This window comes from Mucilaginibacter sp. PAMC 26640 (assembly GCA_001596135.1).
Classification (GTDB): domain Bacteria; phylum Bacteroidota; class Bacteroidia; order Sphingobacteriales; family Sphingobacteriaceae; genus Mucilaginibacter.
The window spans coordinates 4,913,510-4,929,289 of the sequence record CP014773.1 but is presented as its reverse complement, the minus strand read 5'-3'; the positions used below and the strand labels follow the sequence as shown (position 1 = coordinate 4,929,289).

The window sequence follows — 15,780 nt, the reverse complement described above, 5'->3', positions numbered from 1 at the left end:
GATTCTTAAAATTAATTCTCTTCGCGAAATTAGTGTTCAGTCATTTATAGACCAATTCAATCTAGCTTGGTTTAATCGCGTGGTTTTTGCAGGCTTTCCAGGTGACGTTCAAGGCTATACTCGTCCGGATATAACACATCACGCGCTTTGCTGCCTTCAAACGGACCTACAATACCTGCTGCTTCCAGCTGATCAATGATGCGGCCTGCACGGTTATAGCCCAGTTTCATCTTGCGCTGAATGAGGGAGGTTGAGCCCTGCTGATGGAGTACGATCAAACGCGCTGCATCCTCAAACATGGGGTCGCGGTCATCCGGGTCGTATTCTTTTGAACTGCTGCTCGCTTCACCTTCGCCAACATATTCCGGCAGGTGCATGGCAGATGGATAGCCCCGCTGGTTGCCGATAAAATCAGAGATCCGCTCCACTTCGGGCGTATCCACAAAGGCGCACTGCAGACGGATCAGGTCGCTGCCGGTTGACATTAGCATGTCTCCGCGACCGATCAGCTGATCTGCACCACCGGCATCCAAAATAGTCCTTGAATCAATTTTAGAGAGTACCCTGAATGCTAAACGCGCCGGGAAGTTGGCCTTAATGGTACCTGTAATAACGTTTACCGACGGGCGTTGCGTTGCAATAACCAGGTGGATCCCCACGGCACGGGCCAGCTGGGCAATACGGGCTATCGGCTGCTCTACTTCCTTACCGGCCGTCATCATCAAATCGGCAAACTCATCTATGATGAGTACGATAAATGGCAGGTATCGGTGTTTTTCCGGATCGCTGATCTTCCGGTTAACATATTTATGGTTGTATTCTTTCAGGTTACGTACCTGCGCATCTTTAAGCAGGTCATAACGCTGATCCATTTCGATACAAAGAGAGTTCAGCGTGTTCACCACTTTTTTAGTATCGGTAATAATGGCATCCGCCTCATCTGGCAGTTTAGCCAGAAAGTGCCTTTCGATTTTGCGGAAGAGGGTAAGCTCCACCTTTTTAGGATCTACCAGTACAAATTTTAGTTCTGCCGGGTGTTTTTTATAGAGCAGCGATACCAGGATGGCATTGATACCAACCGATTTACCCTGACCAGTGGCCCCGGCAACCAGTAAGTGGGGCATCTTGGCTAAATCTGCAATGAATACCTCGTTAGAGATGGTTTTACCTAAAGCGATGGGCAGATCCATGGTATTGTTCTGCCACTTTTCGGTAGCGAGTACCGACCGCATCGACACCATTTCCGGGTGCTGGTTTGGTACTTCGATCCCTATAGTGCCCTTGCCCGGCATAGGCGCAATGATACGGATGCCCAGGGCCGCCAAACTCAGCGCGATATCATCCTCCAGGTTTTTGATCTTGGAGATCCGCACACCAGGAGCTGGGATGATTTCGTACAGCGTAACCGTTGGCCCGATGGTGGCCTTGATCTTATCGATCTCGATATTGTAATGGTTCAGCGTTTCAACAATCTTGTTTTTGTTGGCCTCCAGCTCGTCGGTATTTACCGCAATTTTGTTGGATCCGTAGTTTTCCAACAGGTCAAGGGTTGGATATTTATAGGAGGCCAGATCAAGCTTATGGTCGTAAGTACCAAACTGATCAACCAGCGATTGCGCTTTATCATCATCACTTTTTTCAATGTTCAGCTCAGGGGTAGGGCGTACCACGTCAATGGTTAGCGGGATCTCATCCTGCAGTTGTTCTTCCGTTTCGTCGGCCACAAATGGCTCCGGTGTTAAAACAACGGGCTCATGCACCACTAAATTTTGGGCCATTGGTTGCTGCTTAACCGGTTCGGGCGCTACTATAGGCACAATATCCTCCTTCAGTGCGTTCTCCCGGGGGCGACTGCCATTCCTTGGCCACTCAACAGGTAAAGAAATTTCTTCCTCTACCAGGTCAACCGCCTCCGGCGATACATTGGGCACTGCAACTTCAGTGGCACTCTGTTGTTTGCGCTGTGGTAATTTAAAATCGATATTATAAGCAATGATCAAGATGGTTAAACCGGCAAACGCCAGCACGCCACCTGTACCGGCATGGCCAACCTGGGCGCTTAACAGGCGGTTGCTCCAATAACCGAATTCCCCTTCCAGAAAATGCGGATAATCGATCATCATCCCATGAAAAAAGCCGATGGTGATTGACAGGAATATAATCCCAAAAAAGCTGTAAGCCAGCATTTTGGCAATGGCAAATAATTTTATTTTGAACAGCAGGCGTGCCCCAATCACAAAAAAGATAAACACGAACAGGAAACTGGCGATGCCGAACCATTCAAAAATGAATTGGTTGGCCAACAAGGCGCCAAATTTCCCAAGCCAGTTATCAACTACAGGGCTGTTAACGCCGCTTTCCAGGAGCTCTTTTGAGGTTTTGAAAAGGTTGTGCCAGCCACCGTTAATTGGCGAAACATAGCTTTGATCCTGTTCCCAGGTGAACAGGTAAGAAGTGAAAGCGATCATGAAAAACGCAGAAAGTACCAGGAAAAATAACCCTGCTATCTTTAGTACACGCTCATCCTCTATATTGAATTTGGGGATCGATAGCGTGGGTTTACTCAGCGGACGGGCTTTTTCGCCTTTAACTCCCGGTTTGCGCGGCGCATCGTCATCCTTAAAACTATTTGTTCTGAACTGATTTCCTTTTACTGCCATTTGCTATCTCCGCACGTTATAATTGCAAATATAAAGTTAATAATTTTTGAATTGGGGTTATATCGTTTTTTGATTGTTTGGATGGGTACGGACAGGTGCGATGGTGAGAACACGAATTTCGCGACACGGATCGAATGAGACGAATTTCGATGTATGGCGTTTGTTGATTATATTTAATTGAGTGAACATTTATGACACCAATAGAATCGAATAGACGTAGAGGCACTACCATAAATTATACATTTAGATGCGAAAAATAAATAATAGTATTCGTGAAATTCGTGTTCACTCAATAACTAACTAATGCAAGGGCAATTATATATTATTGTTTGCTATTCTTGTAACAACTGATTGTGATTTAACTCCAACAGCAGACTCCAAAATCTACTCCTATGATCAAAAGACTACTCACCTTCAGTTTTTTAGCGGTAACGATATCAGCTAATGCCCAAACAATTAATAAAGCAAAGCTGGATAGCCTCTTGGATGTGCTGGCTGCCAACAACAAAACCATGGGTAGTCTGGCGATATCTAAAGACGGAAAAGTGGTTTACCAAAAATCGGTAGGGTATAGTTCCATCGAGGCGAAAACTGTGGCTAATGCGCAGACCAAATACCGGATCGGCTCTATTAGTAAGGTTTTTACCGGTGTGATCATCTTCCAGCTGATCGAGGAAAAGAAGCTTACGCTGGAAACCACTCTTGACAAGTATTATCCGCAAATGCCTAACGCCGCGAAGATCACCATAGCGCAGATGCTGAGTCATCACAGCGGTATGTTCAATAGTACCAACGATCCGGCTATTGCCACCTATATGACCACCTCCCTAACACACGAACAGCTGCTGGCGAAGATGGCATCCTTTAAACCGGATTTCGAACCCGGCGCGAAATATGAATACAGTAATACTAATTTTATTTTGCTGGGTTACATCATCGAGAAGATAACCGGTAAGCCTTATGCCGAAGTGGTGAAGAAACGCATCATCGATAAATTAGGACTGAAAGAAACCTTTTATGGCGGTAAGATCAATGCAGCGGCCAACGAGGCGCATTCCTATAACTATGCCGGTAGCTGGAAACTGTTGCCCGAAATTGATATGACTTTAGCAGCAGGTGCAGGTGGCATGGTATCTAGCCCGACCGACCTGGATAAATTCATCGAGGCACTTTTTGCCGGAAAGCTGATCAGCGCCGCCAGCCTGGAGCAAATGAAACCGACTACTGAAAAATACGGTATGGCGATGCATAAAATGCCGATTACGGATAAAGCAGGCCTTGGCCACGGCGGTGCTATTGATGGTTTCCTATCGTCGCTGGCTTATTTTCCAGCCGATAAACTTGCCGTATCTTATATCAAAAACGGGGGTTTTTACTCGCCCGATAATATCCTGGCGGGCGTTCTTTCTATTTATTTTAACAAGCCTTATACGATACCTAGCTTTACGACGGCCAAAGCAGGGGACCTCGATCAATATACCGGTATATACGCCAGCCCGGGATTACCTATTAAAATCACGATTACTAAAGAGGGCAGTTCGCTTATTGCACAAGCCACGGGCCAGTCGGCATTTCCGCTGGATGCAACCACAACGGCCGATAAGTTTGTATTTGATGCAGCAGGTGTGGTAATGGAGTTTAGCCCGGCCACCAGCCAGTTTACACTAAAGCAAGGCGGCGGGCAATTCGTTTTTACAAAAGAAAAATAGGCCGCAATTACTCAAATTGCAGTTCCCATTGATCGTCTCCTGCATCCACAATGCGGAAGATGGTTTTTTGTACTGCTTCATTGCCTTCCGATGAATGCAGGGTAACGGTTTCGTGTTCGTGGTAAAGCGGGGTGTCGGTTTTTGGAACCATGATAGTTGACATGGTTGTTGGGTCTCCTGCTACTGATATTGTTTTCATGTTTTTAAGGTGTTGTTCAATGCTAACAACACATTGTGGGATAAGTTTCCAAAATGACTAAGATCACTTTTATAAACCCGAATCGTTCCTATTCATATTTAACCATACAAGCTTCGCAGTAGTAGCTGGTGCGATGCGACTGACCGGTGTCGCGCTTAATAAACGCAATGTTGTTTCTGGGGCAGACCTTATTACTGTAAGCCTGCCAGTTCTTTTTAAGCGTGCCTGCCTTTTTCTGTTCCAGGAATTCAAAACTGTAATTGATCGATTCGGTGATCAATTCTTTCAGTTTCTTTAGTGGAAGGGCGCTTATTAAACTTTCCGGATGCACCTTTATCCTGAAAAGTACTTCATTTTTGATGATGTTGCCTACGCCTGCAAATAGTTGCTGATCCATCAGCGCATCGCAAGCCATTAGTTCCGGTATTGCTTTCATCTTTTGGATCGCTTTTTTGGTATCCCAGGCATCACTCATCACATCAGCCGACCAATCATAAACGTGCTCCAATGGTTCGATAATCTGCTTCAACTGACTGGCATAAAAGTTAAGTTCGCTGCCATCTTCAAATTGCAAATGCAGCCGGGCTGATTTGTCGGTATGTGAGTTAATACGATAGGACCCAAACATCATCATATGCACCCGGATAGTGAATTTGGGGAAGCAGATCAGAAAGTGTTTGCCCCAGCTTTTAAAATCAGTGATGGTTTGATCCAACAGTAAATCAGCATCGATCATTCCGTTGTTGCAGCTTGCCGCAACAATTTTTTTATTTATAAACGGCTGTACAGCTTCCTTTAAGATAACAATAATTGGTCCTTCCGGCATATAGGTGCAAACAATCAAAAACCGAAAAGTTTGTGGGTCTCACCGCTTTCAGCCATGCCTATCAAAAATTCCCCCTTCATGGGGCCGGGGGGCTCGCCGCTTTCAGCCATGCCAATCAAAAATTCCCCTTTCAGGGGGCCGGGGGGCTCGCTTAATGCTTCTTCCGTTTCAACAAGCCACCTGTGGTATCATCTACACTTTGCTGCACAATAAAGGCAGTGGGGTCTATTTTCAAAATTTCACGCTTTATAACCGGTACTTCAAGTCTGGTGGCTACCGTAAATACAATCTCCCGCGGGGCATTGATATGTCCGTCTTTTCCGTACCCGCTTTTACCCTGGTAAACGGTAACACCGCGACCGAGTGATTGGGTAATCGCCATGCGGATCTCCTCGCCTTTGGCAGATACCACCGTAATGCCGGTGTATTGCTCCAAACCGTTTAAAATCAGGTCGATCATTTTGGATGCCGACAGATAGGTAAGGATAGAGTATAAGCCAGGTTCTACGCCAAGAATAAATATGGCGGTGATAAAAATGAATACGTTAAGTATGAGGATCACATCGCTTACGCGAACGATCTGTGTTTTTTTACTGACTAGCAGGGCCGCTATCTCTGTACCATCCAGTACAGCACCGCCACGCATGGCCAATCCTATCCCGGCACCTATAAATACCCCGCCAAAAACGGCAGTTAAGAGCTTGTCAGGCGTAACATCCGGGAATTTCATAAAAGCCAGTACCAGCGAAAGGCCTGCAATAGCCAGCGCGCTTCGTAACGCAAATCCGGATCCCAGTTTGCGGTAGCCTAAAAAAAGGAAGGGCAGGTTGATAATGAATATTAAGATGGACAGGGGTAAGCCGGTAATATCTGCTACCAGGATTGAGATCCCCGTTACACCACCGTCAATAAAATGGCTTGGTAGTAAAAAACCTTTAAGGCCCATTCCCGCAGAGAATATTCCAAGGATAATTAAAGTAGTATCAATTATGGCAGATTTGTATTTCATATTAATAGTAAGGATGTGGGCTTAAGATAGTTTTTTTTATTTGTTTGGCTGCAAACCGTTTTTAATTTGCCGTAGCACATGCGCTGCATCTTAAGTGTTTTTTGCCAATTAAAAAGCTATCAGCTGATTTTACCAGCCGCTATTCAATCCTTCTTTTAATGCCGCCTGGTAGTTTTCCAGGTCGAATGAATAAAGGTATGGGGCTTTGTGTGCGCCGCCTTTGCGGGTTTGAGGCAGTTTGTTCAGAATTCCGAATGCCAGTACGCGGCGCTGAAAGTTTCGGCGGTCCAGCTTTTTGCCAAGGATAGTTTCGTAAAGCTTTTGTAGCTCAGGCATTGTAAATTCCTTAGGCATCAGGTTATAGCCTATTGGCTGATAGCTAAGTTGCAGGCGAAGGGTATCAAGTGCGGTATCGAAAATTAGCCGGTGGTCAAGTTGAAATTCGGGCAGGTCGCTCAAATCTCGCCAGGTACAAATTTCCGAAAATACATCGGGGGTTGGGTTAACATCAAAAAAATCTACCAGCGCATAATAGCCGATTGAGATAAACCGGTTGGCGAAAAAATTCTTTTCTCTCGGTAAAAATCCATCATACATTTCGTTATGCTCCCGGTTGCGGTTGGGGGCTCCAAAAACATGAAATTGCTGCAAAAATATTTCAGAAATGCCGGTTCTTGTCTCCAGGATCCGGGTTGCAGCGGCATCAATTGGTTCTTCTTTCCTAACAAAACCGCCGGGCAGCAACCAGCCGTTCTCGTTGTTGCTTTTCAACATCAGTACTTTCATCTGCCCCTCGTGAAAGCCAAACACCACGCAATCTATCGAGATATGATCAAGATAATTTGCCTGCGCATCAGCCGAAAATTCTTCAAGTTCCTGTTTTGTCAGCATTTATACTATTATACAATAATACTTTGAATGTTTAAATTTAATAATTACAATTGTGTACCAATTACACCCTTAGTTTATTTTTTTTAAGAACCAATTATAGTTATAATTATTAATCCTAATCAATAGTACGCTATTATTTAGGTTTAATTGATGTTAATTATTACCCAACCATATTACCAATGAAAAATATTTTTAACAAAAAAAACTTTCTCAGGCTGTCAACAGCTGCTGTGCTGGCATTACCATGTTATGGCGCATTGGCCCAGAAAAAACCTGTTGACGTAAAAATGAACGCATTTGTTAGCGGACTGATGAAAAAGATGACGATCGACGAAAAGATAGGTCAGCTTAATCTGGTTACCGGCGGTATGGCTATTACCGGGTCGGTTACCAATAGCGGCATAGATAATGGCATTAGCAAAGGCCAGATAGGCGGGATTTTTGGGTTGTATGGTACGGATAATGTACGCAAAGCCCAGGATGCGGCGGTTAAAAGTACTCGCCTGCACATACCTTTAATATTTGGGCTGGATGTGATACACGGTCATCGCACAATATTTCCTATCCCTTTGGGCATGTCGGCCACCTGGGATTTGGACCTGATTGAAGAGGCTGCACATATTGCCGCAAAAGAAGCAACGGCCGAAGGTTTAAACTGGGTATTCTCGCCGATGGTTGATATAGCCCGTGATGCCCGGTGGGGCCGGATCTCGGAGGGCAGCGGGGAAGACCCGTACCTGGGCGGGCAAATTGCCAAAGCAATGGTAAAAGGCTACCAGGGCAGCAGCATGAAAAATGCCGACGCGGTAATGGCCTGTGTAAAACATTTTGCCTTATACGGCGGGGCAGAGGCCGGCCGCGAGTACAATACTGTTGATATGAGCCGCATCAGGATGTACCAGGATTACCTGCCACCCTACAAAGCAGCGGTTGATGCGGGTGCTGGTAGTTTTATGAGCTCCTTTAACACGGTAGACGGCGTGCCGGCAACCGTTAATAAATGGTTGCTGACCGATCTGTTGCGCAAGCAATGGGGCTTCGATGGTTTTGTAGTGAGCGATTATACAGCGTTGAACGAAGTGACCAACCACGGCCTTGGCGATCTGCAGCAAGTATCGGCCCAGGCCCTGAAAGCTGGTTTGGATATGGATATGGTAGGAGAGGGCTTCCTGACCACTTTGAAAAAATCCTTGCAGCAGGGTAAGGTTACGCAGGCCGAAATTGACCTGGCGTGCCGCCGTGTGCTGGAGGCAAAATACAAACTGGGCTTGTTTGATAACCCTTATAAATCGATAAATGCCGCAGCTGAGAAAAGAGACGTATTTACTGAAGAGAACCGCAAGGCTGCAAGAATTACAGCCGAGCATTCTTTTGTGCTGCTGAAAAATGAAAATCAAATACTGCCATTAAAAAAATCAGGTGGTACCATTGCTGTTGTTGGTCCGCTGGCTGATAACAAACGTGATATGCTGGGTACCTGGGTTATTGCAGGTGAATGGGAAAAATCGGTAAGTGTTTTGGAAGGTATAAAACATGTTGTTGGCGATAACGTAAAATTGGTTTACGCAAAAGGCGCGAATGTTACAGACGATACGAGTTTTATGAAACGGTTGAACTTTGGTCCCGGAATGGTAAGTTTGGACAGCCGATCGCCCGAGGAAATGATAGACGAGGCTGTGAAAGCCGCCAAAAAGGCCGATGTTATATTAGCTGTAGTAGGCGAGAGTCAGAGTATGAGCGGAGAATCATCCAGCCGGTCGGATATCGATATTCCCGAAAGTCAAAAAAATATGCTGAAAGCATTGGCCAAATTAGGCAAGCCCATCGTGATCGTGTTGTTCAACGGCAGGCCACTCACCCTCACCTGGGAAGATGAGCATGCTGCCGCTATATTAGATGTATGGGCACCGGGTACCGAAGCGGGTAATGCAGTAGCAGAAGTGCTTTTTGGCAATTACAATCCGGCAGGTAAATTAACGGCTACTTTTCCGCGTAGCGTAGGGCAGATACCTATATATTATAACCACAAAAATACCGGCCGGCCTTATACTGACGGGCCAACCAAATTCAAATCCAACTACCTTGATATTTCAAATGACCCGCTTTACCCGTTTGGTTACGGTTTAAGCTACTCCAGGTTCGAGTATAGCAAAATCAAGCTCAGCAAAACCAAATTGAAAGGTAACGAAATGTTAAAAGCAACGGTAATGGTTACCAACAAGGGCTCTTATGCCGGCGAGGAAGTTGTACAGCTGTACGTAGGCGACCCGTTTGCCACCATTTCCAGATCTGTAAAGGAATTAAAGGACTTTAAGAAGATCAGCCTGGAGGTTGGTGAGCAGAAAGAAGTGAGCTTTATGATCACTCCCGAGCAATTAAAGTTTTTTAACAGCCAATTAAAATACGATTGGGAACCAGGTCGGTTTTTAATCGAAATTGGAACAAGTTCTGCCAATACGCAAACAGCAGCTGTAGATTGGCTTAAATAAAATGTATTAAAAAACGGTTAAACAAAAACGGGTAGAATATGCCTTAGCATAACGCTAAGGCATATTTTTTTTATACAAATGTCAAATTTTCGCGAAACAAAATTTTAGCGGTTGAACGGTATCTGCCCGTGGCTTACAAATCACTTAAAATATGAATTAATGTAAATTTAACAGTTATTTAATTTCATAACGGTAAAAATGCCCCCATTATTTAATTTTATTTTGCGAAAATGGAATTTAGCGCGGTGCTTAAACAAAATGGAGATAAATTCTGTCAAAATCCACAATAGATAGTTTTTTTGGCATTGATAATTTTTTAGTAAACCGCGTCTTTTGTTAAAATGTATACAACAAAATTTTTTTAAAATGTAAATTGTAACAATAAAGTTGTAAAAAAATAAATAATTCATAATTCTACAAAACGGCCTTGTGTAACCTTTACACTCTATTTATATTAGATGATTACCATTATAAACTTTTCTATTGCAGGAAAAGCGAACAAATTTTAAAGGATAAATAGGCACCCGATAATTGTTAAAAGTTAGAATTGGTGCTTGCAGGCAAATAATTTTTTAGACAGGTTAGTTTAACTAGATGATAAAACTTTTACATTTTTTTCTTTTTGATCTTTTCATATCCAAAGGGCATCTCACCCCTTTTTCAAAAGAAAATGTTTTAAAGTTTTCTTACGTTACTTTCCCGCGCAGATTTTATTGTATCACTTAACACGATGAATCCAAGATCTTAAATCAAATATATTAATCAACTAAATCTCAAATCTCATGTTTAAAACTCTACTCCTCAAGGGAAGAGCACTTTGCCTGCTTTTATGCTGCCTGGTGTCTTCATTGGTAGTTTCAGCCCAAACAAAACACACAGGCCGTGTTATCGGCAGCGACGACAAGCTGCCCGTAGTTGGCGCCACGGTGCGAATAAAGGGCACTACTACCGGCACACAAACAGACGTTAACGGACAATTTACCATCAGCGTAAATAACGGAGACGTTTTGGTATTTTCTTATCTCGGTTTTACCACTCAGGAACTTACCGTAGCTGGAGACAACATCAGCGTAACACTGCAATCGAGCAACACTGCATTAAACGAAGTAGTAGTAACCGGTTATACCGCACAGCGTAAAAAGGACATCTCAGGGTCTGTAACTACGGTAAATATTGCGGCAGCTAAATCTGTTCCTTCTGTAAGTACAGAAACTTTATTACAAGGTCAGGCAGCAGGTGTTAATGTTATTACACAGGGTGCACCGGGTGCCGGCGCACAAGTTATTATCCGTGGTACCAGTAACTTTGGTAATTCATCGCCGCTATATGTTGTTGATGGTTTGCAAACAGGTAGTATCTCAAACATCAATCCAAATGATATCGAATCTATTTCGGTGTTAAAGGATGCCGGTGCTGCAGCTATCTATGGTGTAAGCGGTGGTAACGGTGTTGTTGTGGTAACTACCAAAAAAGGTAAATCCGGCAAGGCAACCATTTCCTATGATGCTTTCTACGGTACAACCCGCCCATTAAGTGGTAACATTTTCAACACACTTAACGCTGATCAGTACGAGCAGTTGTTAAACAAGGTTGACCCTGGAAATGATTTAATAAAGGATAATAACGGTAAAATTTACGATTACGGTTATCAGTCGGGTGCTGGCTCAAAAGGTGTATTTAATCAGGCAAATGCAAGTAACTTTTTGCCTAACTATCACCTGGATAATGATCCGACTAAGGATTATCTCATCCAAAAATTTGTTAAAGGTGCCGGAACTGATTGGTATCATGAGATTTTTAAAGCAGCTCCAATACAACAGCACTCGATAAGTGCGAGTGGCGCAAACGACAAAAATGCTTATTTCTTATCTTTAGGTTATACAAACCAACAAGGCACGCTGATTAATACTTATTTTAAACGTTACCAATCGCGCGTAAACACCACCTTCAACGTTAAGGATCATGTTCGTTTAGGCGAGAATTTCAGCTTTTTCTACATCCAGTCGCCTAATGGTGGTGGTGGTTTAGCAAATGGTGGTAACCAAAACGAAGGTAACCCGATCTCTGAAACTTACCGTACACTTCCTATCATCCCTGTGCGCGATATTGCAGGTAATTTGGGTGGTACTTATGCCGGTCCGGCTGCTTTAGGTAACGCGCTTAACCCGGTTGGTATCCAGGAGCGTCAAAAAACCACCAATACCAACTTATTCGGTATGCAAGGTACTGCTTTCGCCGAGGTTGATTTCCTAAAACACTTTACAGCACGAACCTCTTTCAGTGCTGATGTAGCAAATAATTATTACTACAATATCGGCTATCGTCAATATGATAGCGGTGAAGCACACGGAGGTAACAATAGCTATAGCGAAGGGGCGTCTTACAATACCAATTTCAACTTTAGCAATACGCTGGTTTACAAAAAAGTATTTGGCAAACACAGCCTAAATTTATTAGGCGGTTTCGAACAGAGAAGCTATAGTGGACGTAATATCAATGCCAATGCCAAAAACCTGTTCTCACTTGATCCTTTTTATGCTAACATTTCCAATGGACAAGCAGGCCAAACAACTGCAAACAGTACGTTCAACGGTCTAAATAAGATCATGTCATTTTTTGGCCGTTTAGATTACACGTTCAATGACAGGTATATCTTAGGCGCTACAGTTCGTCGTGATGGTAGCTCACTATTTTCAACAGGTCAAAAATGGGGCACCTTTCCTGCGGTTTCAGCAGCCTGGCGCGTTTCACAGGAGGAGTTCCTTAAAGATGTTAAATTTGTTAACGACTTAAAGATCCGCGGTAGTTATGGTGTATCTGGTTACAATGGTAACGTGGGTGTAAACAGTGCTTATTCTGCATTTGGCGGCGGTGCTGGTTCATCTTCTTACCCAATTACAGGATCTTCCAGTTCTGTTGTTCCTGGGTATTTCTCTAATTCTATCGGTAACCCATTCACCACTTGGGAAAATGATAAGGTATTTAACGTAGGTTTTGATGCATCTTTATTCAATCATTTGGATCTGACCGTTGAATATTACAAGAAAACAACATCTAAACTACTTGTGCAGGTTCCATTATCAGCCTTAGTAGGTGGGTTGGAGAGTGCATGGCCTACAGTTAACTTTGGTACAGTTGTTAACAAAGGTTTAGATATCAGTGCTACCTACCATGGAAAAACAGGTGATTTAACATACAGCATTGGTGCTAACTTAGCTACTATTAATAACAAAATTACTGAATTAGGTGCTCCTTTCTTCACTACAGGCATACGTAATGGTAGCGTTGTATACAACCAGGTTGGTGGTTCTATAGGCCAGTTCTATGGTTATAAAGTACAAGGTTACTGGAATACACAAGCAGAAATAGATGCATTGAATGCTGCACAAAAAGCCGATCTATTTGGCGCAAAACCAGTATATCAACAAGATGCACTTCCGGGCCGCTTCCGATACGCTGATGTAAACGGCGATGGCCGCATAACCGATGCCGACCGTACGAAAATTGGTAACCCAAACCCAGATTTTACTTATGGTGTAAACATGAATCTTGCATACAAAAATTTTGATTTTGCAGCAGTATTCTATGGCTCGCACGGCGGTGATATTTATAATTCAATTAAATACTGGACTAACTTTTACGGTTCACAAACCGGTAACAAAAGTCTCGACCTGTTGAACAACGCATGGGATCCTTCAAAAACCGCAGCCCAAAACGCAAATGCTAAAACGCCGATTTTAGAAAAAACAACCAACTTCAGTACCGCAGATGCGATCAGCTCTTATTATGTAGAAGGTGGTTCGTTCCTGAAATTAAGGTCAGTACAGGTTGGCTACGCCTTTTCACCTGCAGGGTTGAAAATGATAGGTGTTGATAAACTACATGTTTATGTTCAAGGTACTAATCTGTTCACCGCTACCAAATATACAGGACCAGACCCCGAGTTGCAATCAGTTGATCGTAACAGCCCGGGCATCGACTTAGGTAACTACCCGAACAACGAACGCAGGTTTATTTTTGGTGTAAACCTTACATTTTAATAATAGCTAACTTCATATAAAATCAATAGTTATGAAAAAAAGTCTTAAAATAAAAGTATTGATCCCGGCAGCACTTTTAATGCTTGGGTCGACTTATTCTTGCAAGAAGTACCTGGAACAAGCTCCTATCGGTTCTTTGATCCCGGAAGTTGTTGCAACTCGTACAGGTGTAGATGGCTTGCTAATCGGTGCATATTCACTGGTGGACGGTGTGTTTGATGGCCAGGCGGGTTCTCCTTGGGAAACCGGGACCGATAACTGGGTTTACGGTAGTGTGGTAGCGGGTGACGCTTTTAAAGGATCTAACCCTGGTGACCAACCGGCTGCAGCTAATCTTGAAGCGTTTAGCGCAACGGGAGCCAATGATTATTTGGATCATAAATGGCGTATTTGCTACGCTGGTGTACAGCGTGCAAACGATGTTCTGCGCCTTTTACCTACCGTAAAGGATGGATCGGTTAGTGCCGATCAGGAGAAGCAATACATAGCTGAAGCTAGATTTTTACGTGCCTTTTATCATTTGGAAGCGGCTAAGATTTGGAAGAATGTACCATATGTTGATGAGACCATCACGTACGCAGCTGGTAATTATAATGTGCCTAACAGCGGGCCTATCTGGGATAAAATAGAGGCTGACTTTGCTGCAGCAGCGGCAGTATTGCCGAACAGCCAGCCACAGGTTGGCCGTGCAAACAAATGGGCGGCTTTAGCCTTCGAAGCAAAAACGATGATGTTTGAGCACAAGTATCCTGACGCATTGAAGATCTTAACCGATGTGATTGCTAATGGTGTTACAGCTTCGGGAGCTAAATATGCCTTGGGTGCTTATGCTAATAACTTTAATCCATCAACCAAAAACGGACCTGAAGGCGTGTTTGTCGTACAAACATCTGTAGGTGATGGTGCTAACGGATTAAATGGTAACGCTGGTAGCGTTTTAAACTTTCCATCTGGTGGTCCCGCAGGTTGCTGCGGATTTTTCCAGCCGACATTTGATTTTGTAAATTCATTTAAAGTTGATGCTAATGGCTTGCCTTTGCTCGATACTTATCAGAACGGGTATATCAAAAATGATCAGGCTGTAGCAGCAGCAACTATATTTACTCCTGGAAATGAATTGCTTGATGCAAGGTTAGACTGGTCAGTTGGTCGCCGTGGTATTCCATACTTGGATTGGGGAATTTGCCCGGGAGCTGCCTGGGCACGTGATCAGCCAAACGGTGGACCGTACCTGCCAATCAAAAACGTTTACTACAAAGCTGCACAAGCAACTACATCAGACACTTACGGTGGCTGGGCAGCAAACCAGGCAACATCAAACAGCTATAATGCGATTCGTTTTGCTGATGTGTTGTTATGGGCGGCAGAGTGTAATGTAGAAACGGGTACTTTAGCGGTTGCAGAAAATTTGGTTAACCAGGTTAGATCTCGTGCGGCTGATCAAACCGGTTGGGTTAAAGGTAAGCTAACTGGTTACGGCGTAAATGATAAAGGTGAACCTGATGCAACTAAGCCACTTGTTGACAATACGCAATTTGCTGCTAATTATAAGGTAGGATTGTATACAGGTCAATTCACAGCTAATGGTGTGGCTTACGCTCGCAAAGCAGTTTATTTTGAGAGAAAAATCGAATTGGGTATGGAAGGACACCGTTATTTTGACCTTTCACGCTGGGATGCTGTTAATGGCGGACCTGCAGGAAATATCATGACCACTGAAATTGAGAAATTCCTAAAAAATACACGTGACTTTGGCGACACTTTTACCTCAGCAGTTATGAAAGTAGCCAAATTCGGTTCTAACAAAAATGAAGTTTACCCGATACCTCAATTTCAAATTGATTTATCAAAAGGTACATTAAAACAAAACCCTAATTACTAAAGGTTTATAATGTTTATAAAGAGGGGGAGATCTGTATCTTCTCCTCTTTTTTTATTTTAGTTATTTGTGTAGTAT

General features: G+C 43.6%; 10 protein-coding genes. 4 read left to right on the top strand and 6 right to left on the bottom strand.

Annotation, left to right across the window (positions count from 1 at the left end; genetic code table 11):
* Nucleotides 1-71 precede the first annotated feature (71 nt).
* Nucleotides 72-2,660 (bottom strand): cell division protein FtsK, encoded by a 2,589-nt coding sequence (locus A0256_21180; GenBank protein ID AMR33767.1) that lies wholly within the window; start codon nucleotides 2,658-2,660, stop codon nucleotides 72-74.
* A gap of 392 nt (nucleotides 2,661-3,052) precedes the next feature.
* On the opposite strand from A0256_21180, the gene A0256_21175 reads away from it, so the two are divergent.
* On the top strand, nucleotides 3,053-4,369 hold the full coding sequence (locus tag A0256_21175) for a hypothetical protein (protein ID AMR33766.1): 1,317 nt from the start codon (nucleotides 3,053-3,055) through the stop codon (nucleotides 4,367-4,369).
* A 7-nt stretch (nucleotides 4,370-4,376) separates the two neighbouring features.
* On the opposite strand, the gene A0256_21170 is transcribed toward A0256_21175, so the two are convergent.
* The 4 genes from A0256_21170 to A0256_21155 all read right to left on the bottom strand — a co-directional run bounded on the left by A0256_21170 (nucleotide 4,377) and on the right by A0256_21155 (nucleotide 7,294).
* Entirely contained in the window at nucleotides 4,377-4,568 is a 192-nt protein-coding gene (locus A0256_21170) for a hypothetical protein (protein ID AMR33765.1), read from the bottom strand.
* Nucleotides 4,569-4,656: 88 nt separating this feature from the next.
* The gene (locus A0256_21165; GenBank protein ID AMR33764.1) at nucleotides 4,657-5,394 is read right to left on the bottom strand and encodes an endonuclease; all 738 of its coding nucleotides are present in this window, start codon (nucleotides 5,392-5,394) and stop codon (nucleotides 4,657-4,659) included.
* A gap of 151 nt (nucleotides 5,395-5,545) precedes the next feature.
* Nucleotides 5,546-6,403, bottom strand: a complete 858-nt coding sequence (locus A0256_21160; protein ID AMR33763.1) for a hypothetical protein — start codon at nucleotides 6,401-6,403, stop codon at nucleotides 5,546-5,548.
* 129 nt (nucleotides 6,404-6,532) lie between these two features.
* The gene (locus A0256_21155; protein AMR33762.1) at nucleotides 6,533-7,294 is read right to left on the bottom strand and encodes an NUDIX hydrolase; all 762 of its coding nucleotides are present in this window, start codon (nucleotides 7,292-7,294) and stop codon (nucleotides 6,533-6,535) included.
* A 179-nt stretch (nucleotides 7,295-7,473) separates the two neighbouring features.
* Between A0256_21155 and A0256_21150 the strand changes: the two genes are divergently transcribed.
* Nucleotides 7,474-9,783, top strand: coding sequence for a beta-glucosidase (locus tag A0256_21150; GenBank protein AMR33761.1), 2,310 nt, complete (start codon nucleotides 7,474-7,476; stop codon nucleotides 9,781-9,783).
* A 167-nt stretch (nucleotides 9,784-9,950) separates the two neighbouring features.
* On the opposite strand, the gene A0256_21145 is transcribed toward A0256_21150, so the two are convergent.
* Nucleotides 9,951-10,193 carry a hypothetical protein gene (locus A0256_21145; protein AMR33760.1) on the bottom strand — a complete coding sequence of 81 codons (243 nt, stop codon included), beginning with the start codon at nucleotides 10,191-10,193 and terminating at the stop codon, nucleotides 9,951-9,953.
* A gap of 438 nt (nucleotides 10,194-10,631) precedes the next feature.
* On the opposite strand from A0256_21145, the gene A0256_21140 reads away from it, so the two are divergent.
* Both A0256_21140 and A0256_21135 read left to right on the top strand, forming a co-directional pair.
* On the top strand, nucleotides 10,632-13,823 hold the full coding sequence (locus A0256_21140; protein ID AMR33759.1) for a hypothetical protein: 3,192 nt from the start codon (nucleotides 10,632-10,634) through the stop codon (nucleotides 13,821-13,823).
* 31 nt (nucleotides 13,824-13,854) lie between these two features.
* Nucleotides 13,855-15,705 carry a hypothetical protein gene (locus A0256_21135; protein AMR33758.1) on the top strand — a complete coding sequence of 617 codons (1,851 nt, stop codon included), beginning with the start codon at nucleotides 13,855-13,857 and terminating at the stop codon, nucleotides 15,703-15,705.
* Nucleotides 15,706-15,780 lie beyond the last annotated feature (75 nt).

Coding starts and splice junctions, on each gene's coding strand:
- A0256_21180 (AMR33767.1), bottom strand. CDS start 2,660: ATGGCAGTAAAAGGAAATCAGTTCAGAACAAATAGTTTTAAGGATGAC.
- A0256_21175 (AMR33766.1), top strand. CDS start 3,053: ATGATCAAAAGACTACTCACCTTCAGTTTTTTAGCGGTAACGATATCA.
- A0256_21170 (AMR33765.1), bottom strand. CDS start 4,568: ATGAAAACAATATCAGTAGCAGGAGACCCAACAACCATGTCAACTATC.
- A0256_21165 (AMR33764.1), bottom strand. CDS start 5,394: ATGCCGGAAGGACCAATTATTGTTATCTTAAAGGAAGCTGTACAGCCG.
- A0256_21160 (AMR33763.1), bottom strand. CDS start 6,403: ATGAAATACAAATCTGCCATAATTGATACTACTTTAATTATCCTTGGA.
- A0256_21155 (AMR33762.1), bottom strand. CDS start 7,294: ATGCTGACAAAACAGGAACTTGAAGAATTTTCGGCTGATGCGCAGGCA.
- A0256_21150 (AMR33761.1), top strand. CDS start 7,474: ATGAAAAATATTTTTAACAAAAAAAACTTTCTCAGGCTGTCAACAGCT.
- A0256_21145 (AMR33760.1), bottom strand. CDS start 10,193: ATGAATTATTTATTTTTTTACAACTTTATTGTTACAATTTACATTTTA.
- A0256_21135 (AMR33758.1), top strand. CDS start 13,855: ATGAAAAAAAGTCTTAAAATAAAAGTATTGATCCCGGCAGCACTTTTA.